Raw genomic sequence first — 19,727 nt, forward strand, 5'->3', positions numbered from 1 at the left:
GAACCGAGAATATATGAATTCGAAAAAGACACTTATTATTAGCGTAATCATTCTGCTGGTAGCAGCGGGAGTAACGCTCATCATTTTTTCAACAGAACCGAAGGCAAAAAGAGAAGGGGCAACGAAGCAAACCGCAATGTTGGTCGATGTTGTTGGTGTTGATCGTGGAAATTTCCGGCCTGCTATTGTTGCTACCGGCGTGGTCGTTGCTGAGCAGGATGTTAACCTGAGTTCGCAGGTGGAAGGAGAGGTTATTTTTCGTTCGGATGTATTTACTCCCGGTGGTTTTGTAAAAAAAGGAGAAACTTTACTTCGGATAAATTCCGCTGATTATAAAAATGCATTGCAAATGCGGCAAAGTGAATTGCACCAGGCACAGGCGGATCTCGACATGGAAATGGGACGACAGCAGGTGGCAAAGCAAGATTTAGAACTAGTTAGCGATGCACTCAAAGGGCAAAACCAATCGTTGGTACTTCGAGAGCCTCAGTTAAATGCGGTTAAAGCAAGGATTGAATCAGCAGAAGCATCTGTCCGACAGGCAGAACTGGATTTGTCGCGCACCAACATAAGAGCACCTTTTGATGCGCATATCATCAGCCGGAATGTTAATATCGGCTCCCAAGTGGCTCGGGGCGAAAACCTAGGCCGACTGGTTGGAATCGAGCATTATTGGGTCGAAACCAGTGTGCCATTAGCCAAGCTGCGGTGGATTTCTTTTCCTGACGATCATGAAAAAGCTTCAAAGGCTAAGGTTCGAAATCGTTCCGCCTGGGCAGAAGATGAGTTTCGCACCGGACAAGTATCCCGGCTCATTGGTTCACTGGAAAACCAAACCCGCCTTGCACGTATACTGGTTGAAGTTTCTGATCCATTAGCAACAAAAAATAGCGGTGAACAGCCACTGATTTTAGGAGCATTCATGGACGTTAGTATTCAAGGGAAAGAAATTCCGGATGTGATACGATTGAGTCGCGATTACCTTCGGGCAAACCAAACAGTATGGGTCATGGAGGATAAGAAGCTTCAAATTCGCGATGTCGATATTATCTTTCAGGACGCCAATTACGCTTATATAAAGGAAGGCTTATCAACAACAGATCAGGTTGTAACTACCAATTTATCCACTGTTGTGAATGGTGTTAGTTTACGAACCGAAAGTAAAGGAGAACAACAATCTTCCGGCGACAGTGAATTCCAAATGGAAGGAGGGAACGAGTAGATGGCCAATTCAACGAACGATCATACGAAGAAAAAAGAGTCAAAGGGAGCGATTGCATATATGGCTCGAAATTCAATCGCAGCAAACCTGCTTATGCTAATCTTGATTGGCGGAGGTATATGGACTATGCTCTACATTCAGAAAGAAGTGTTTCCCCAATTTCAGTTGGATATTGTTGAGGTGAGTGTTGTTTATCCGGGAGCTGCTCCCGCAGAGGTTGAAAAGGGAATACTGATGCCTGTTGAAGAAGCCGTTCGGGGAGTACAGGGAATCAAGGAAATTACCTCAACAGCCAGGGAAGGTTCTGGCCGTGTTGTCATTGAGCTGGTAACTGGCTCTGAGCGCATGAAAGCGTTTCAGGATATTGATCAGGCGGTGAATCGCATTCGCACATTTCCTGACGACATTGAAGAACCCGAAGTGGTTTTGCAGTCTCAGCAGCGCGATGTGATGGAGTTGGGATTATACGGCGACACCGATATTTGGACTTTAAGAAAGCTGGCCGAGCAATTGCGCGATATCCTACTGAGCACCAATGGCATCACTCAAGTAGAAATCGGTAATGTGCCCGACTATGTCACTCATGTGGAGATACCACATCACAAGCTCAGGGAGTACAACTTAACGCTTGATGAAGTAGCATCGTTACTGATGCAGTCAAGCGAGGACATTCCTGCCGGAGCAGTAGAAACACAAACCGGCGAAATACTTTTGCGAATGAAAGAACGCAAGCAGTGGGCCGAAGAGTTTGGCCAAATTGATATTATTACTGCTGCAAACGGAGCCCGAATAACGCTGGAAGATATCGCTGAGATAACCGATGGATTTGAGGAGACAGGATTTCACGGGCAGTTCAATCAACAGCCTTCAGTTGAGTTGGAAATCTTCAGAGTGGGCGACCAGTCTCCTTTGGATATTGCAGAGAAAGTTCAGGGTGTGTTAGCTGATTTTGAGCCATCACTTCCTCCTGGTGTAAAATACCGGATTGATAGTAATCGGGCGGAAGATTACCAGGAACGCTTATCGCTTTTGACAGAGAATGGAATTCTGGCGATCGTCATCGTTTTAATTATTCTGGCCTTATTTCTCGAGATTCGACTGGCATTCTGGGTCATGATGGGAATGGCAATCTCTTTTATTGGAGGAATCATGTTTCTGCCGTTAGCCGGGATTAGTATTAATATGATTTCGATGTTTGGGTTTTTAGTCGTTCTGGGAATTGTTGTAGACGATGCTATTGTTGTGGGTGAAAACATTTATGAGAAGCGACAGCAGGGAATGGGAAACATGGAGGCCGCAATTGCGGGGACGAAAGAAATCTCCAAGCCCGTTGTATTTAGTATTCTCACCAATATCATCGCCTTTATTCCACTTCTCTTTATCCCGGGAACTACCGGGAAATTCTGGTGGCCGATGTCGATGGTGGTTATCGTCGTTCTTGCCGTATCGCTTTTTGAAGCCTTATTTATTTTGCCTGCCCATTTGGGGCACAGTAATCCCAGGAAAAAAAATAAAATCGTTCAGCGGATCGAAGGTTTTCAACAGAAATTCGCAACAGGCTTCAATCGTTTTGTCGATCGCTATTATCGTCCATTTTTGGAAACCAGTTTGAAGCACCGATACATTACCATTAGTTGCGCAATTGCGTTGTTTCTAATTGTTGGTGGATATGCCTACAGCGACCACATGGGAGTTATCATGATGCCGGAAGTTGCTGCAGACGAAATCGAGGCAGGAGTGCGGCTTCCGGTAGGAACAACTCCGGAACAGGCAGCGAAAGTGGCTGGTGAAATCACCCGGTCAACTCAAAAAATGTTCGACGAGCACAATCTGTACGAAGTTGCCGAAGGAATTAAAACCAATGTCCGGGGACAGAGTTTCATTGACGTTGAAATTGTAATGTTGCCGCCCGATGAGCGCGATATGACAGCCCGGGATGTCATTGAACTTTGGCGTAATGAAATTGGCGACATTGAAGGAGTTGACCAGATTACTTTTGAAGCAGAAAGAGGCCCCGGCGGTTATCAGCAAGATATTAGTGTTGACTTAAGCCACTCAGATATTGAAGTGTTGGAGAAAGCAAGCCAGGCATTTTTTGACCGGATGGAAGCCTATGAGGCGACTCGTGACGTGAGCGATAACTACAACAAAGGGAAAATGCAATATGATTTCAAACTTTTGCCGGAGGGGCGAAGCCTCGGTTTAACGCCCTCCGAAGTTGGACGGCAGGTTCGGAATGCATTTTACGGTGCTTTAGCCATGCGCCAATTGCGCGAAACCAACGAAATTGAAGTACGGGTTAAATTACCGCTGGAAGAAAGACAGGATATTTATCACTTAGAAGATCTTGTTATTCGAACACCGAATGGGGTGGAAGTTCCTCTTTTTGACGTCGTTGAGGTGCGGCAAGGTGAAGCGTTCACATCAATTAATCGCCGGGATGGTCGTCGGGTGGTTAATGTAGGGATGGACGTTGAACCGGCCAATGCAACAACGCGAGTGTTGGCATCCATTAAAAGTGAAGAGCTGCCTCAATTGCGTGCTGACTTTCCCGGAATCACCTGGAGCTTTGAAGGCAGCCAGGCGGAAATGAGGGAGTCAACGCAGGCGTTGTGGGGCGGTTTTGCATTGGCCATGCTTATTATTTATGCATTGCTGGCCATTGCGTTTAATAATTACGTTCAGCCCTTGATTGTAATGACCGCCATTCCTTTCGGGATTGTTGGAGCAGTAATTGGCCATATCTTGCTCGGGTACGATTTGTCATTGATTAGCTTGATGGGCGTCATTGCACTGTCCGGTGTTGTTGTCAACGACTCATTGATTATGATTGACTATGCCAACCGAAAGCGGGAAGGTATGTCGGTATTTGATGCTATTCACGAGGCTGGCTTACGTCGTTTCCGTCCCATTATCCTGACTACATTTACAACCTTTGGTGGTTTAACTCCAATTATCCTGGAAAGTTCACGCCAAGCTTACTACCTCATTCCAATGGCCATTTCACTGGGGTTCGGAATTGTATTTGCAACTTCAATTATCCTGATTTTGGTTCCTTGCCTGTACATGATTTTGGAGGATGTGGTTAAAGCGGTAAAGCGTCAGAAAGCACGCATGATCGCCTAAGTGAAACAACTTGGTATAACGTCGCTGGTTTTATTAATTTTCCGTTCTGAAACTTTAATTAAATTGACATGTCAGGAACCGATGCGCAAGTACAAATACGTCAAATGAAAAAAGAAGATATCGCGGGAGCTGCCAATTTGGTTGCGAGAGCAATGAATGAGAATGAAGGGAAATGGGCTGATAAAACCATGAACTTTCATTTTGAATGTATGGAGAAAGGGATGAATGACGGACGTGAATACTATCTATGGTGGAAGGCTGATAAAATACAAGGCATCGTTGGATTACATCATTACGAATGGGGCCCACCGGAAAACGTTTGGCTCGCCTGGTTTGCTGTTGATCCAATGTTGCAAGGACAAGGTTTTGGAAAACGTTTGCTTGATGCTGTTCATGAAAAGGCTGGCGACTTGGGTTATCAGAAATTCTTCATTGAAACCTACTTGCATCCCGATTTCGAAAAGGCAATTCGATTTTACAAAAAATATGGTTTCACCGAGCATGGGCGTATCGACAATTATCTGCCTGATGGATCACAAATGTTAGTGTTGGGAAAATCAATTTGACCGGGAAAAGTTGAAATATCCGATCGTTAAATAAAGCGCTCCAACGCTTCCATGAAAAGTTTAGGTTGTTCTGCATGTAGCCAATGTCCGGCATTGGGGATTCGTTCGAATTTCACTTCCGGGTAAATCTCTTTAATTTTTTTCTCGTCTTCGGCTGAAATGTATGGTGACTTCTCGCCTTTAATAAACAGAACCGGATAATTTAAAATCGGCATGCGGTCTTCCAGCCAGCGGTAGTTAACCCCACTGATGATCTCATCAAGATGATCATACAAAACATCAACATTGATGCGACAATCGAATTTCTTCGTGTCTTTTTTTCGGTATACGTTTTTGAGTAGAAACATCACCAAACTTTCGTTGTCCAGTTTCAAGGTTAAAAAGTCGGCGATATCTTCACGCGAATCATATTGGTGAAGTCGAACTTCTTTCAGCGATTCTAAAATATGTTGATGTTGATAATACTGTCCTTTTTCCTGTAGTTCGAAATAGTTTTTGGGTGCGATATCGGCAATAATCAGTTTGTCGACTTTTTCGGGGTATTCGGCAGCAAAAAAGATTGCTGTTTTTCCACCCATGCTGTGACCAATAACCACTGCTTTGTCGATCTGACGTTGTTCAAAGAAAGTGGCTAAATCTTCCGTCATGTCTTCGTAGGTATGCGTTTCGGCATTGGGCGATCGACCGTGGTTGCGTTGGTCAACCATATATACATGATAGCTTTTTCCCAGCTTTTTCCCTACGGTAAGCCAATTGTCCGACGACCCGTAAAGGCCGTGTAAAATCACAATAACTTGTTGGTTGTCTTTTCCTTCTTCCCGATAAAATAATTTCATAACTAATCGTGCTGTTTGTTCTGTTTAAGTTTAGTGATTAGTTGTTCGTTTACTTTAAGGCTCAATGCACTCCAGGTATTCGTGAATAGTATCCCGAAGTCCCATATACAACGCATCTGCAATTAAAGCATGCCCAATTGAGACTTCATCAATATATGGAATTTTATCGATCAGGAATTTCAGGTTTTTTAAGCTGAGATCGTGTCCGGCATTAATGCCCAAGCCTAATTCTTTGGCCAGTTTCGCAGCTTCAACAAACGGAGCTACGGCTTTATCAGGATCAGATAAATACATGCTGGCATACGGCTCGGTGTACAACTCAATGCGGTCGGCTCCTACTTCCGCAGCACCTTCAACGGCTTTTAAATCAGGATCCACAAAAATAGATGTGCGAATTCCGACAGCTTTAAAGCGTCTGATAACATCAACCAGAAAATCGTGGTGCTCCACGGTGTTCCACCCATGATCCGAAGTAAGTTGCCCGGGCTGATCCGGAACTAACGTAGCCTGATCGGCTTTAACATCGGTCACCAAACGAATAAAATCTTCCGAAGGGTATCCCTCAATGTTAAATTCGGTGGTAATGTGAGGTTTAATATCATAAACATCCTGACGGGTAATGTGTCGTTCGTCGGGGCGTGGATGCACAGTAATTCCCTCGGCACCAAATTTCTGACAGTATATTGCAGCATCAAGCACACTGGGCATTTTGCCTCCCCGCGAATTTCTTAATGTTGCTATTTTGTTTATATTTACACTAAGTCTGGTCATAATGATCAAATAAGGGCTGCAAGTTACAATTTAGAATTGAAACAAATAAAAAATTGATCGCAAAAGAACTCATATCAGATGTTATCCCATCGCTCAGACTCTCCGATGACGGGCAGAAAGCGTTGAATTGGATGGAGATTTTCCGAATATCGCACCTTCCGGTGGTTGATGGTCATGAGTACCTTGGCTTGATTTCGGACAAGGCCGTTTATGACCTGGATTTAATTGAGGTGAAAATGGAAGGTTGTCGCGATCATTTACTGCAACCCCATGTGCACATTAATCAGCATATTTACGAAGTGGCTTCGATAATGTCTGAGTTGAAATTAACGCTTGTTCCGGTGTTAGACTTAGAGCATACCTATCAAGGGGTAATTTCGGTTCTGGATTTGTCGAAAAAACTGGCAAGCCTGATGGCTGTGCACGAACCTGGCGGTATTATCGTTTTGGAGCTCACTCCACTGGATTATTCGCTGTCGCAAATTGCCCAGATCGTTGAGTCGAATGATGCGAAGATTTTGAGCATATACACCTATAAAGGAGAAGGACCCAACGAATTTTTAGTTACCCTGAAAATAAATCAGGTTGACCTTTCACGAATAATACAGACCTTTGTACGGTATGACTATTCGATTCGGTCAGTATTTATGGATGACTCAATCCTGAATAATACTTACGACGACCGCTTTGATCAATTAATGAAATATATGAACATTTAGTGCCGTCAATATATGATAATTGCAATATTTGGAATTAATATCGAACCTGCTTTCACCCCCGACTTAGCCAAATTATTTTCCTTGCTGAAAGACCGACAGATCAATATTTACATTTACAAACCGTTTTTCGATTTTCTGCAATCCAATTATTCTTTAAAAGCTGAAGTTGCCGGGGTCTTTACGTCGGGAAAAGACCTGCCGGATGATGTTGAGTTTTTATTCAGTATTGGTGGCGACGGCACTTTTCTGCAATCAGTACTGACGGTAAAAAACAAATCGATTCCTGCAGTTGGGATTAACCTCGGACGATTGGGCTTTTTATCTGATATCTCGCGCGATGATATGCACGAAGCGATCGACCAGATCCTGAATCAGCAATTCCAGATTGAAGAACGTTCGGTGCTGTGTTTGAAAGAAAAAGGAGCGTTGTTTGGCGATTTTAATTATGCCATAAACGAGATTGCTGTAACCAAGCTTGACACATCGTCGATGATCAATATTCACACCTATTTGAACGATGACTACTTAAGTACCTACTGGGCCGACGGGCTCATAATTTCCACCCCAACCGGATCTACAGCCTATTCAATGAGCGTTGGGGGGCCAATTCTTACTCCTGATTCAAAGAACCTGGTAATTACTCCGATTGCCCCGCATAATCTGACCGTTCGCCCAATTGTTGTGCCCGAAAATGTTTCCATCCGCTTGCAGGTTGAAGGCCGTGGCTCACAGTTTCTTGCATCGCTGGACTCTCGTTCTGAAGCGATTCATTTCCCAGGTGAATTACACATCAGCAAAGCCGATTTTCATGTAAAAACCCTTAAGCTTCCCGGGCATGGATTTTTCAATACACTTCGTAACAAGCTGATGTGGGGAGCTGACCGAAGAAATTAAACTTTTATGCTTAACAATTTTTAACCTCTATTTCGGTTTTATAATAAGCAGTCGGTAAGATGTTTTGAGAATTATATTACTTTTGTAGCTCTTGGAAGGAGTTATGATTTTAATGTCGTTATTGAATGCCAGAATGTTTTACCATACTGTCTTTTTATTATCAACCTTTCAAAGAAAAAGATAGTCGATGAAAAGATTTTTTGCAGTCATTTTTTGTACCCTAACTTTAAGTTCAGTTTCGGCTCAGAATACAGCAGACATTGGTTTGTGGGGAGGCATTGGAAGTTACATTGGCGACGTGACAAACATAGATAAAGCAAGTTCTTTGAATCCAAATGTTGGATTGTTTTTTCGTTACAACTTTAACTCGCGTGTGAGTTTAAGAACAAGTGCGATGTTAGGAACAATTGGTGCGACCGGTGAGTTTGAAACTCAGCCTTGGGAGTTCGACAAGTTTATGACCGATATTTCGCTGATGGGAGAATTTAATTTCTTTCGATATATTATCGGGAGCAAGCGATATAGCTCTACGCCATATCTTCTTGGAGGAGTTGGAGCCAGTTTGTATAATTACACGTACGATCCAAATCGGTTAAGCCCTGTGGTGTATTATCTAAACCCCGGGCAACTGGCAGGAGTACCAGCAAATGTCAGAGGCGAGCTTTTAACCGGCCAGGATGAAGCAGTTGTTGCGCTAAACATCCCCGTCGGGTTTGGATTTAAGTTTAATGTTGGAGGACGGTTGAGTGTGGGCATTGAGGCTATTCTCAGGAAATATTTTAATGATAAGATTGACGATTTGGATGATCCGAGAAAATATTACTCAACAACAACTAATCTGGCTGGCGAAACCACTGAAGGATGGGTAAATTACAATGATTTCTTGCATAACAACGATTTCACCTTACATTTGGGGCTTCATTTAACTTATCGGTTTTACCGGGGAAGAAATGAATGTCCGGTATATGAAAATATTAACTAGAGTAAATGACCATTAAGGACAAAATACAGAAAGATAAATTACCGAAGCACATTGCCATTATCATGGATGGAAATGGACGTTGGGCAGCCAAACAAGGGAATCAACGAATTTTTGGGCATGAGCATGGTGTTGAATCGGTTCGTTCAACTGTTGAAGGAGCAACTGAAATAGGAATTCAGTATTTAACCTTATATGCCTTTTCCACCGAAAACTGGTCGAGACCCCATGATGAAGTGAATGCTTTAATGGGACTTTTGGTACAGGCCATCAATGATGAAACGGAAAAATTGAAAGAACAAAATGTGCGTCTGACAATGATTGGTGATTTTGCCAGCCTGCCAAAAGATGTTCAAACAAAACTCAACTGGTCGATAAATGAATTGAGCAAATGTACTGGTTTAACGCTGGTATTGGCGCTTAGTTATAGTTCGAAATGGGAAATAACCGAAGCCATTAAAAAAATTGCACAAGACGTAAAAGACGACAAATTACAAATTGACAATATCGATAAAGATATACTTGATAACTACCTTGCTACAGTTGGAATACCAGACCCCGAATTATTAATCAGAACAAGTGGTGAAAACAGGATAAGCAACTTTTTGCTTTGGCAGATAGCTTATTCCGAATTCTATTTCACTCCTGTTCTTTGGCCCGACTTTCGGAAAGAAAATTTGTATGAGGCCATTTGTGATTATCAAAACAGGGAACGACGGTTTGGTAAAACAAGTCAACAATTAGTTAGCTAATCAATTCCAGAAAATGCAAAAACTGAAATTCTTCTTAATTCTATTCTTATTTAGTGTGAGTGCTTATGCACAAATTAACGAAAGCACTAATTTCTCGATTTACTATTCAAGTCCTAAAAAGTACACGATTGCCGGCATTGAGGTGCTGGGTATTCGCTATCTTGACGCTGATGTCCTGATCCAAATTTCGGGTTTAGAGGTCGGTGAAGAGATCACTGTTCCCGGCGAAGCAATTACGACAGCGATAAAAAAGCTGTGGGGGCATCAGATGTTTTCTGATGTAAAAATTGAAGCCAGCAAAGTAGAGGGCAGTAAAATATGGCTGGATATTTATTTACAGGAAAGACCCAAACTGGCAGATGTTAATTTTTATGGGGTTTCCAAAGGTGAAAAAGATGACATTACCGAAAAGGTTTTGCTCTTGAAAGGAAGTCAGGTAACCGACAACCAGTTAAATAATGCAGAGCGGATTATAAAGGGGATATTTCTGGAAAAAGGCTTTTTAAATACCGAGGTGAATATTGTTCAGCGCGACGATACAGCCTCCGAAAACAGCGTTATCCTTGATATTAACGTGGATAAAAAGGAGAAGGTTAAAATCGACGAAATTGTTTTTCACGGTGTCGAGCAACTGAACGAGAATAAGTTGAGGAAAGCCATGAAGAAAACCAATGAAAAGCGGTTGAGAAACTTCTTCCAGACAAAGAAATTCAATGAAGAGAAGTTTATCGAGGATAAGAAAAATGTTGTCGATAAATATAACCAGGAAGGTTATCGCGATGCTACAATTGTAAAAGATAGCATCAGTAAAGTTGATGAAGACCTGATTCGCCTGGACATATGGATTGACGAAGGTGAAAAATATTATTTCGGAGATGTTCAGTGGGTTGGAAATACAATCTATCCCGGCGAATATCTCGATGCATACCTTGGTGTTAAAAAAGGAGATGTATTTGATCAAAAATTATTGAACAAGCGATTGAACGAAGATGAGGATGCCGTGAGCAACCTATACCTCGATAATGGTTATTTATTCTTCAATTTAAATCCGGTTGAAGCCAGGGTTGAAAATGATACGATCGACTATGAGATGCGTATTTATGAAGGAAACCAGGCTACAATTAACAAGGTGCTGATTGAAGGAAATACAAAAACCCATGAGCATGTTGCCCGAAGAGAAATTCGCACACTGCCCGGAGATTTATTTAGTAAATCAAAGATCATCCGTTCGGTTCGTGAACTTTCGCAGCTGGGACACTTCGATCCCGAGGCTATTAATCCGAATGTTGTTCCGCATCCCGAAGATGGAACTGTTGATATTGCCTATCAGTTACAGGAGAAAGCAAACGACCAGATCGAGCTTTCCGGAGGTTGGGGAGCCAATATGTTTGTAGGAACAGTTGGTTTGAAATTCTCAAACTTTTCGGTTCGTAACATTCCCAATAAAGAAGCCTGGCGTCCTTTGCCAACCGGAGATGGACAAACATTAAGCTTGCGGGCACAAACCAGTGGAAAGTTTTATCAGTCCTACAGTTTCTCATTTATCGAGCCATGGTTAGGAGGTAAAAAACCAAATTCATTCTCCCTTTCGTTTTCACATTCGCGTGTGAATTATTCGGCCAACAACAACCTATATAGTGGTGGTTATGGTAGCCCCTATGGAGGTTATGGAGGCTATGGAGGAGGCTATTCACCCTACGGATATGGAGGAGGTTATGGAGGTTATTCCCCATACGGATATAACCCTTATGGTTATGGATACGATCCCGGATCAAATTACACCTACAACGATAGTCAATCATCAGATGAGGATCAGATTCAGGTAACTACTCGTTTGGCATTGGGTTATGGATATCGTTTGAAATGGCCGGATGACTTTTTCACGGTTTATCATGAACTTTCATTGGAGCACTATAAATTGCAGAATATGTCTAGTGGAATCTACTCTTTTGTTACAGAAGATAGTGATTCCGGTAATGGAAGCTTCAATAACCTGAGTTTTAAAACGGCTTTTGGACGAAATTCGGTGGATAACCCATTGTATTCGAGAAGTGGTTCTGAGTTCTCTGTTAGCTTACAGTTTACGCCACCATTCTCCTTGTTTGACGATGTTGACTACAGTGATCCAAACCTATCGAGCGAAGATAAGTATAAGTGGATTGAGTATCATAAATGGAACATGAAAGGTGCTTGGTTTACGCCACTTTCAACAAATCGAAACCTGGTATTGCACACCAAATTTGAATACGGATTTTTAGGTTACTACGATAAAAACCGGAGATCACCGTTTGAGCGGTTCCGGGTTGGAGGATCGGGAATGTCTGGATACAATTACTATGGAGCCGATATCATTTCTCTTCGTGGTTATGAGGATTATAGTTTGAGCCCCAATACTGGCTCGAATATGTACAATAAGCTTACAATGGAACTGCGATATCCGATTACCTTAAAACCGTCGGCAACCATTTATGTACTTGGTTTCCTTGAAGCTGGTAATGCCTGGATGGACTTTGAAAACTATAACCCCTTTAATTTAAAAAGATCGGCAGGAGCTGGTGTCCGAATCTTCCTACCCATGTTTGGTTTAATGGGAATCGATTGGGGATATGGATTTGACGAGTCAGGATATAAAGCGAATGCTGGAGGAAGCCAGTTTCACTTTGTTATCGGGCAGCAGTTCTGATCGTTATAAGAATGGCTCGGTATTTGTAAACCTCGGAGATAGTATGAATTTAAATAGAATTGCCATGAAGAAAAAAGTATTGTTATTTGTTTTTCTGATTGCTTTTGGAGCAACAGCGATGGCTCAGAAATACGCCTACATCGATACAGAATATGTTTTAGAAAATATTCCGGCTTATAATGCAGCGCAGGAGCAGCTAGATCAAATTTCCAAACAATATCAAAAGGAACTGGAGACTATGCATGCTGACATTGAGCAGATGTATCAGGATTTTCAGGCCGAAGCTGTTTTGCTTTCCGAAGAAATGAAACGCAAACGTGAAGATGTCATTATTAGTAAAGAAAAAGAGTACAAAGACTTACAGCGTAAGTATTTTGGACGCGAAGGAGACTTATTTAAAAAGCGTCAGGGCTTAATTAAACCAATCCAGGATGATGTGTTTAATGCGGTTCAGGAACTAGCCAACGAAGGGAGCTACGCCGTTATCTTCGACAAGGCCGGAAGCCTTACGATGCTCTATACAAACCCGAAATATGATCTTAGTGATCAGGTGCTTGAAAAGCTTGGTTATAAGAATTAATCAATTATATTTGTCAACGAATTTTTAAAATCTGACAAAACAAGTTAAATCTTCAGAATTGTTAATTTGATTTAATTCAGCTAAAACAAGAAAAATAATAACTAACAAAGAAAAAATAACCAGATGAAAAGTATTTTCAAAATTTGTTTCGTAGCGGTTCTATTCCTTTCAGCAGGAATGGTAAATGCACAAACATTAAAGTTTGCCCACATTGATACACAGGTTTTAATTCAGGCAATGCCTGAGGCAAAAACTGCACAAGCTACCATCGAGAAAGAGGCTAAGGGATTAGAAGATCAAATGGGAACGCTGCAAAAAGAGTATCAAACTAAATTGCAGGATTTATCAAACAAGCAAGATTCATTAACTGAAATCGTATATCAATCAAAAGTTGAAGAATTACAGAGCCTTCAACAGCGCATTCAAAGCTTTAATAGTTCGGCACAACAACGTTTGCAACAAAAACAAAGTGAGCTGATGCAACCAATTTTTGCAAAAGCCAATGAAACCATTGAAGCTGTTGCGAAAGAACAAGGTGTAATTTACGTGTTTGACTCAAACAACCTGTTGTACAAGTCAAATCAAAGTATTGATTTATTGCCACTTGTTAAAGCAAAGCTAGGAATTCAATAAGCTATAACGAAATAGTTTCAAGAAAGCCGTCTGATTCAGACGGCTTTTTTTATTTTTGTTTGCAAAGAATATAAATGACTGCGAGTAACCAACCCATTGGCGTTTTTGATTCGGGCTACGGAGGCTTAACTGTTCTCAAGGAGATTGTCGATCTTTTACCTCAGTACGACTTTGTTTATTTGGGCGATAATGCCCGCACCCCATATGGCACGCGCTCGTTTGATGTGGTGTACGAATATACTCTGGAGGCGGTAAAGCGACTGTTTGATGAAGGTTGTCATTTGGTTATTCTGGCATGTAACACCGCTTCGGCAAAAGCGTTGCGAAACATTCAGCAGAAAGATTTGCCAGTCATTGCGCCGAATAAACGTGTGCTGGGGGTTATCCGGCCAAGTGTTGAGGAAGTGGCTAAAATGACGAAAAATGGTCATGTGGGAGTTGTCGCCACATCAGGAACAGTGGCATCTGAATCGTATCCTATTGAGCTGGAGAAATGGTCGAACGGAAGGGTGAAGCAAACAACCCAGATGGCATGCCCGATGTGGGTTCCCATTGTTGAGAACAATGTAATGAACACCGCTGGAGCCGACTATTTCGTACAAGATAATCTACAATCATTGTTTCAGAAAGATCCATCGATTGATAGTTTGATTTTAGGCTGTACGCACTACCCATTGCTTATTGACAGTATCAGAAAATACATACCCCGGCAGGAGGTCAATATTATTGAGCAAGGTAAAATAGTAGCACAAAAGTTATATGAATACCTTGCACGCCACCCCGAAATGGAGTCGAACTGTTCTAAACATTCGACCCGAAAATACTTAACGACCGAAGATCCACATTTTTTTGAAGCCCGTGCAGCTCAGTTTTTAGGGTACGATATTCAGGCTGATAAAATTGAACTCTAACGTGTCCTCCTTCGAAACGACCGAACTCACAAACGACCGAGCGCCACAGGGCCTCCTCCTCCTCAACTACCCAACTAGCTGATAAACAAGCCTCCCCCATGGCGTGGTTGAAGGTTTCAAACGCGTTTTTTTACGTCACCACCCGCATGGAGATGGCTTCAAACGCGTTTTTTTGCGTCACCATTGGCATGGAGACGGTTTCAAATGGGTTTGCTATCGTCAGTGTGTGCGTGGAGGTCTGCTCAAACGTGTTTGCTTTCATCTCCATGAGCCCGGTTATGGTTCCAAACGCGTTTGGGCTCACCACCATGGGCATGGGCACAGTAAAAAACGTGTTTTATCGCTTAGCCATGCCCGTGGAGAAGCTATCAAACGCATTTTGAAGTAATACCACGCAAGCTGGCAGCCGCCAAAATTCGTTTGGTTCAACAAGCCGTGTTATTGTGTTGCGTGTATGCGAGTTCGATTTCGAAACAAACAGCAGTAACGAGCCACTGCATCAAACTGTTGGGTACTTCACTTCACCGGCCAGGTGCGAAAAACCGGTTAATTTATCGTCCACCATTATTTTGCAAATCACGGATGCAGTTTTGGTCAAGATCGGGCACGCTGCTTCCAATAAAATTGGAAAGAAAATTGCTGGTTTCAGCAGCATAATACATCAAACAGTTATCATTATCACAATGGTGTTCATGTTCTGTATCCTCATGATTTTGCACCATTCCGGTACCAGCATTCACCAACCCCATAACATGGCAAAATTCATGTTCGATCACGGTTGTTTCCAGCACATGTTGCGAAGGCTCGCCCAGCCCACCCGAAAATTCATGTATTGTTTTTTCGAAAATAGTCATGGAGCTTGAACCGTACGCTACGCCAAGCACTTTCGAATTTTCTTTATTACCGGCATAATCGGCATCGGCCAAAAAGAACCACGCGGCCAGCTTGTTATCTTCCGGATATTGTGTCCGGTGTGTTTCTTCAATAGCCCTCAAGTCATCCAGGGAATAAGTCGCTTTCCCGGGAGATGGAATAGCGGTCAGCCTCACACCAATACCTTTGCTCTTGTGCAGGCGCTCGCTTAAAAATGATCTTAGTTGCCTGATTGAGGCATCTAAAGGCTTGTACCCGTCAACATAAACAAACTCAATCAATAGCTGGTCGTATTCATCTTCGGACAGGTAGCTATGGGGAGTAACAACAACATCTTTTGGTTTCGTACCCGGATTTTCTGTATCGATGACTGAGTTACCATCATCGCCACAACGAACCAATAAAGCAATTCCCGCGATCAGGACAAAGAACGATTTCAATAAATTTTTCATGTGTTTATCATTGTTATTTTAAAGGCATCCGATGTAACTCGCTCGACAATTATGCTCCTCTGTGAGAATTATTGATCATGCTCGTTTCCTTTTACCGACTTTCCTTTTAAGTAGAATGCATTTCTGAATTAAATGTTCATGCAAGTGTTCCAAGCCGTAACTGATATTTAATAGTTTGCACACCGGTTTTAGAATCTTTTTTCTTTTCTCGCAAAACATAAGTGCTCAGCTGTTGGTTATTCAAAAATAATGAAAACACCTACCCTATTTATAATCCTGTTGTTTGTCTTTAAGCTTGGCTTTTCTCAGCGCGAAAGCACGAATGATTTCTTTCATTACTATCATAATTCGCCAACGCGCGATTACACGACACTACTGATTGCCCCCGGAACGATGGGCCCGAATGCCCTGCCCATCCCTGATATACTAAACGGGCAAGTAGGAACTGATTCGCAGTTTAAAGTATCGATTGACAACTATTACAGAGATAACGGTGGCGACAACGGGCATACCTTCAAACTTGATTTTCGGTTTCCGGTTGTGCAAAACTTTATGGCTTTCGGACTCGAATGGAACCTGATTGACTATTTCCGAGTCACCAACGAAGTACGCGACATCATCCAATTATACAAAGATGACCCGGGCTGGAGTACCGACCTGGGCGACATCATACTGAAAACCTTCATCCAATTAACAAAAGAGAAACGCGGCTTACCGTCGGCCATGCTTGTTTCGGTATTGAAAACAACCAGCGGAAGTATTTTTGATGGCCGGTACACCGATTTACCTGCACACTGGCATTACGCCAGCTTGGGGAAGAAACTTATCAATCACGAAAACTTTCGCTGGCAGCTCAATGCAATGCTTGGGTATTACTTTTGGCAAACCAACCAAGACGACCTGGAACAAAACGAAGGCCCTCTTTGGGGCATTGAGACGCAGTTCAATCATAAAAAGCTGGAATACGCATTTGGAATCTCCGGCTACAACGGTTGGAAGTTTTACGGAAACGACAAACCGATTCAATTCAAGGCACGTCTGATTTTAACGAATGAAAAGTTCAACTATTTCGCCGAATATAAAACAGGTCTTCGCGACTATCCTTACACTTCGATCAATATCGGAATTAATTGGCACCCACTGTCGCCTTTTAAATTAAGTGAGTAAACGAGGGTCATCGCCCACAGACAACTCTCATTTCTTATCTTTGTCAATCAATTTAATTGAAAAAATATGAAACTGGCTGTTATCGATCTGGGAACCAACACGTGCAATCTTTTAATTGCCAAGGTGAAGGATAAAAACTACCAACTAATTTATCAAGGGAAAGTTGGTGTTAAGCTGGGCAAAGGCGGAATAAACAAGCAGCTGCTTACTCCCGAAGCTTTTGTAAGAGCTACCAATGCACTGAACGAACACCGGCAAACCATTGAGAAATATGAAGTCGATAAGGTTTTTGCCATTGCCACGTCGGCCGTGCGCGATGCAGCCAATCGCAAAGAGTTTGAGACTCATTTATTAAGAGAAACAACAATAAAACTAGTTACCATCTCGGGCGACCAGGAGGCTCAATTGATTTTTGAAGGCGTAAAACTGGCCTTTGGTAAACTTGAAAAACAGTCCCTGATCATGGATATTGGCGGAGGAAGCAACGAATTTATCGAAACCAATAACGACCAAATCGTTTGGAAAGAAAGTTTCCCATTGGGAATGGCCCGAATTATTGAGCAAATCCCTCTATCAGATCCAATAACGACTGATGAAATAAGTACCGTAGAAAAATATTTTGACCAAGGGCTGGAGTTGTTGTGGAGAAACGTTCAACCAGGCAAGCTACAACTGATTGGTTGCTCGGGAGCTTTCGATACCATTGCAGACCTGATCGACCAAACCTCGCCCGGAACAAAAATAAGACAACAGCAAGCAATCAGCCTGAACGACTTTAATCGAATCGCTGATCAGGTAATCTTTTCGACCAAAGAACAACGGGAACAAATGAAAGGGATGGACCCCCTGCGAGTAGAAATGATTGTGCCTGCTTTAATTTTCATTCGGCTGGTTATTGAAAAACTGGAGATTGAGAAAATTACACAAACTGATTTTGCCTTGCGCGAAGGCATTTTGTACAAATGGATTTATGACTAAATTTGAAACCCGAACAAATAAAACCGCATAAGCATGTCTAAAATATTAGTAATCGACGACGAACGAAGCATCAGAAATACCTTAAAAGATATTCTGGGATATGAAAAATACCAGGTGGATTTAGCCGAAGATGGACAAAAAGGAATTGATCTGATTCGAAAAAATGAATATGACATCGTTTTGTGCGACATCAAAATGCCGGGAATGGACGGCATTGAAGTGCTTGAAAAAATTCAGATACTCGCTCCGGATGCTCCGGTTGTTATGATTTCCGGTCATGGTAATATTGATACGGCTGTAGAGTCGATCAAAAAAGGTGCTTTCGATTACATTGAAAAGCCACTTGATTTGAATCGGCTATTGATTACGATTCGCAATGCGATGGATAAATCGAATCTGATCACCGAAACCAAGGTTTTGAAAAAGAAAGTCAACAAGAAATACGAAATTGTTGGCAGCTCTGATGCGATGACGAAAGTTATCAGCATGGCCGACAAAGTTGCCCCAACCGATGCGCGCGTGCTGATTACCGGAGCTAACGGAACAGGTAAAGAGCTTGTTGCCCGTCGTCTGCACGACCAAAGCAATCGGGCTACCGGGCCCTTTATTGAAGTCAATTGTGCTGCCATTCCTGCCGACTTAATCGAAAGCGAGCTGTTTGGACACGAAAAAGGAGCATTTACATCGGCCGTTAAGCAACGTAAAGGAAAATTTGAGCAAGCCAGCGGTGGTACTTTATTCCTCGATGAGATTGGTGATATGAGCTTATCAGCACAAGCCAAAGTACTACGAGCCTTGCAAGAAAGTATCATCACCCGTGTTGGGGGCGATAAACAAATTAAGGTTGATGTTCGGGTTATTGCAGCCACCAATAAAAACCTGAGTGAAGAAATTGACAACAACAACTTTCGCGAAGACCTGTACCACCGATTAAGTGTCATCCTGATTAAAGTACCAACGCTGAACGAACGAACGGAAGATATTCCTGAATTAACCAGCCACTTCATCAAACAGATTTGCAACGAATACGGCATGCCCGAAAAAACAATTAGCGGTGAGGCGATTAAAAAACTTCAGGGAATCAACTGGACCGGTAACATTCGTGAATTCCGAAATGTAATTGAACGACTGATTATCCTTGGGAATAAGTCGATTTCGGCTGAAGATGTAGAGGCTTTCGCGACTTCGATCAAATAACCGGCTCCTCTTATTTGATGTTTTCCGTTTTTTTTCAAACAACTTTTGGTATCCGTTGTTATAACTGAACGAAGCGCCACTAGAAGCGTTTCACCGTTAGAGATCAGTATAATTTCAGGCTCATGTCAACCTGCTTTTTGTTGTAAGCATTGACATCTTGCCACTAATAAAAAGACATATTAAGATTTAAGGAAAGCCTCTGAAGCCGGAAAGTTTTTGTTGTTGTCATGGCGTATTTAAACACTTCACCCCGGGGTTTATTGTTTCCCGGGGAACGGACCGAATCTCAGGGTTTTCCTTTTTTATTTCCCACTTCCTTTTTGCAATAAATTAGCTATTTTTAGGTTTTCAAATCTGAAACTGATTCAGCAATATCTCAGATCTCGAA

General features: G+C 42.3%; 18 protein-coding genes. 15 read left to right on the forward strand and 3 right to left on the reverse strand.

What is annotated here, in order from left to right; all coding sequences use genetic code 11:
* Positions 1-13 precede the first annotated feature (13 nt).
* From GR929_RS09400 to GR929_RS09410, 3 genes are all read left to right on the forward strand, one after another.
* Positions 14-1,222, forward strand: coding sequence for an efflux RND transporter periplasmic adaptor subunit (locus tag GR929_RS09400; RefSeq protein WP_159519087.1), 1,209 nt, complete (start codon positions 14-16; stop codon positions 1,220-1,222).
* Complete coding sequence (locus tag GR929_RS09405; protein ID WP_159519089.1) at positions 1,223-4,348, forward strand: efflux RND transporter permease subunit; 3,126 nt, start codon at positions 1,223-1,225, stop codon at positions 4,346-4,348.
* 104 nt (positions 4,349-4,452) lie between these two features.
* Positions 4,453-4,914, forward strand: coding sequence for a GNAT family N-acetyltransferase (locus GR929_RS09410; RefSeq protein ID WP_159519091.1), 462 nt, complete (start codon positions 4,453-4,455; stop codon positions 4,912-4,914).
* Positions 4,915-4,940: 26 nt separating this feature from the next.
* Here GR929_RS09410 and GR929_RS09415 read toward each other — a convergent pair whose 3' ends face one another.
* Positions 4,941-5,750, reverse strand: a complete 810-nt coding sequence (locus GR929_RS09415; protein ID WP_159519093.1) for an alpha/beta fold hydrolase — start codon at positions 5,748-5,750, stop codon at positions 4,941-4,943.
* 54 nt (positions 5,751-5,804) lie between these two features.
* The gene (locus tag GR929_RS09420; protein WP_159519095.1) at positions 5,805-6,521 is read right to left on the reverse strand and encodes a pyridoxine 5'-phosphate synthase; all 717 of its coding nucleotides are present in this window, start codon (positions 6,519-6,521) and stop codon (positions 5,805-5,807) included.
* 53 nt (positions 6,522-6,574) lie between these two features.
* Here GR929_RS09420 and GR929_RS09425 point away from each other — a divergent pair, with 53 nt between their 5' ends.
* The 9 genes from GR929_RS09425 to GR929_RS09465 all read left to right on the forward strand — a co-directional run bounded on the left by GR929_RS09425 (position 6,575) and on the right by GR929_RS09465 (position 15,055).
* Positions 6,575-7,240: a CBS domain-containing protein gene (locus GR929_RS09425; protein WP_159519097.1), complete on the forward strand. Its 666-nt coding sequence runs from the start codon at positions 6,575-6,577 to the stop codon at positions 7,238-7,240.
* 12 nt (positions 7,241-7,252) lie between these two features.
* Positions 7,253-8,134, forward strand: a complete 882-nt coding sequence (locus GR929_RS09430) for an NAD kinase (protein WP_159519099.1) — start codon at positions 7,253-7,255, stop codon at positions 8,132-8,134.
* A gap of 187 nt (positions 8,135-8,321) precedes the next feature.
* Positions 8,322-9,116 carry a DUF6089 family protein gene (locus tag GR929_RS09435; protein WP_159519101.1) on the forward strand — a complete coding sequence of 265 codons (795 nt, stop codon included), beginning with the start codon at positions 8,322-8,324 and terminating at the stop codon, positions 9,114-9,116.
* 5 nt (positions 9,117-9,121) lie between these two features.
* Entirely contained in the window at positions 9,122-9,865 is a 744-nt protein-coding gene (locus tag GR929_RS09440; RefSeq protein WP_159519103.1) for an isoprenyl transferase, read from the forward strand.
* Between the two features lie 13 nt (positions 9,866-9,878).
* Positions 9,879-12,548 (forward strand): outer membrane protein assembly factor BamA, encoded by a 2,670-nt coding sequence (gene bamA, locus GR929_RS09445; RefSeq protein ID WP_159519105.1) that lies wholly within the window; start codon positions 9,879-9,881, stop codon positions 12,546-12,548.
* Between the two features lie 64 nt (positions 12,549-12,612).
* A complete protein-coding gene (locus tag GR929_RS09450; RefSeq protein ID WP_159519107.1) occupies positions 12,613-13,128 on the forward strand; it encodes an OmpH family outer membrane protein in 516 nt (171 codons plus the stop codon).
* A 123-nt stretch (positions 13,129-13,251) separates the two neighbouring features.
* Positions 13,252-13,761, forward strand: a complete 510-nt coding sequence (locus GR929_RS09455; protein WP_159519109.1) for an OmpH family outer membrane protein — start codon at positions 13,252-13,254, stop codon at positions 13,759-13,761.
* A gap of 74 nt (positions 13,762-13,835) precedes the next feature.
* On the forward strand, positions 13,836-14,672 hold the full coding sequence (gene murI, locus GR929_RS09460; protein ID WP_159519111.1) for a glutamate racemase: 837 nt from the start codon (positions 13,836-13,838) through the stop codon (positions 14,670-14,672).
* 98 nt (positions 14,673-14,770) lie between these two features.
* Positions 14,771-15,055 carry a hypothetical protein gene (locus GR929_RS09465; RefSeq protein WP_159519113.1) on the forward strand — a complete coding sequence of 95 codons (285 nt, stop codon included), beginning with the start codon at positions 14,771-14,773 and terminating at the stop codon, positions 15,053-15,055.
* Between the two features lie 168 nt (positions 15,056-15,223).
* Here GR929_RS09465 and GR929_RS09470 read toward each other — a convergent pair whose 3' ends face one another.
* Entirely contained in the window at positions 15,224-15,997 is a 774-nt protein-coding gene (locus tag GR929_RS09470) for a zinc metalloprotease (RefSeq protein WP_159519115.1), read from the reverse strand.
* 249 nt (positions 15,998-16,246) lie between these two features.
* Between GR929_RS09470 and GR929_RS09475 the strand changes: the two genes are divergently transcribed.
* From GR929_RS09475 to GR929_RS09485, 3 genes are all read left to right on the forward strand, one after another.
* Positions 16,247-17,164 carry a hypothetical protein gene (locus GR929_RS09475; protein ID WP_159519117.1) on the forward strand — a complete coding sequence of 306 codons (918 nt, stop codon included), beginning with the start codon at positions 16,247-16,249 and terminating at the stop codon, positions 17,162-17,164.
* Between the two features lie 66 nt (positions 17,165-17,230).
* A complete protein-coding gene (locus tag GR929_RS09480; protein WP_159519119.1) occupies positions 17,231-18,142 on the forward strand; it encodes a Ppx/GppA phosphatase family protein in 912 nt (303 codons plus the stop codon).
* 33 nt (positions 18,143-18,175) lie between these two features.
* Positions 18,176-19,339, forward strand: coding sequence for a sigma-54-dependent transcriptional regulator (locus GR929_RS09485; RefSeq protein WP_159519121.1), 1,164 nt, complete (start codon positions 18,176-18,178; stop codon positions 19,337-19,339).
* Positions 19,340-19,727 lie beyond the last annotated feature (388 nt).

This window comes from Sunxiuqinia indica, from assembly GCF_009847015.1.
Taxonomy (GTDB): Bacteria; Bacteroidota; Bacteroidia; order Bacteroidales; family Prolixibacteraceae; genus Sunxiuqinia; species Sunxiuqinia indica.

What these genes read in the sequence shown, in the direction of transcription:
- GR929_RS09400 (WP_159519087.1), top strand. Translation starts at nt 14, where the DNA reads ATGAATTCGAAAAAGACACTTATTATTAGCGTAATCATTCTGCTGGTA.
- GR929_RS09405 (WP_159519089.1), top strand. Translation starts at nt 1,223, where the DNA reads ATGGCCAATTCAACGAACGATCATACGAAGAAAAAAGAGTCAAAGGGA.
- GR929_RS09410 (WP_159519091.1), top strand. Translation starts at nt 4,453, where the DNA reads ATGAAAAAAGAAGATATCGCGGGAGCTGCCAATTTGGTTGCGAGAGCA.
- GR929_RS09415 (WP_159519093.1), bottom strand. Translation starts at nt 5,750, where the DNA reads ATGAAATTATTTTATCGGGAAGAAGGAAAAGACAACCAACAAGTTATT.
- GR929_RS09420 (WP_159519095.1), bottom strand. Translation starts at nt 6,521, where the DNA reads ATGACCAGACTTAGTGTAAATATAAACAAAATAGCAACATTAAGAAAT.
- GR929_RS09430 (WP_159519099.1), top strand. Translation starts at nt 7,253, where the DNA reads ATGATAATTGCAATATTTGGAATTAATATCGAACCTGCTTTCACCCCC.
- GR929_RS09435 (WP_159519101.1), top strand. Translation starts at nt 8,322, where the DNA reads ATGAAAAGATTTTTTGCAGTCATTTTTTGTACCCTAACTTTAAGTTCA.
- GR929_RS09440 (WP_159519103.1), top strand. Translation starts at nt 9,122, where the DNA reads ATGACCATTAAGGACAAAATACAGAAAGATAAATTACCGAAGCACATT.
- bamA (WP_159519105.1), top strand. Translation starts at nt 9,879, where the DNA reads ATGCAAAAACTGAAATTCTTCTTAATTCTATTCTTATTTAGTGTGAGT.
- GR929_RS09450 (WP_159519107.1), top strand. Translation starts at nt 12,613, where the DNA reads ATGAAGAAAAAAGTATTGTTATTTGTTTTTCTGATTGCTTTTGGAGCA.
- GR929_RS09455 (WP_159519109.1), top strand. Translation starts at nt 13,252, where the DNA reads ATGAAAAGTATTTTCAAAATTTGTTTCGTAGCGGTTCTATTCCTTTCA.
- murI (WP_159519111.1), top strand. Translation starts at nt 13,836, where the DNA reads ATGACTGCGAGTAACCAACCCATTGGCGTTTTTGATTCGGGCTACGGA.
- GR929_RS09465 (WP_159519113.1), top strand. Translation starts at nt 14,771, where the DNA reads ATGGCGTGGTTGAAGGTTTCAAACGCGTTTTTTTACGTCACCACCCGC.
- GR929_RS09470 (WP_159519115.1), bottom strand. Translation starts at nt 15,997, where the DNA reads ATGAAAAATTTATTGAAATCGTTCTTTGTCCTGATCGCGGGAATTGCT.
- GR929_RS09475 (WP_159519117.1), top strand. Translation starts at nt 16,247, where the DNA reads ATGAAAACACCTACCCTATTTATAATCCTGTTGTTTGTCTTTAAGCTT.
- GR929_RS09480 (WP_159519119.1), top strand. Translation starts at nt 17,231, where the DNA reads ATGAAACTGGCTGTTATCGATCTGGGAACCAACACGTGCAATCTTTTA.
- GR929_RS09485 (WP_159519121.1), top strand. Translation starts at nt 18,176, where the DNA reads ATGTCTAAAATATTAGTAATCGACGACGAACGAAGCATCAGAAATACC.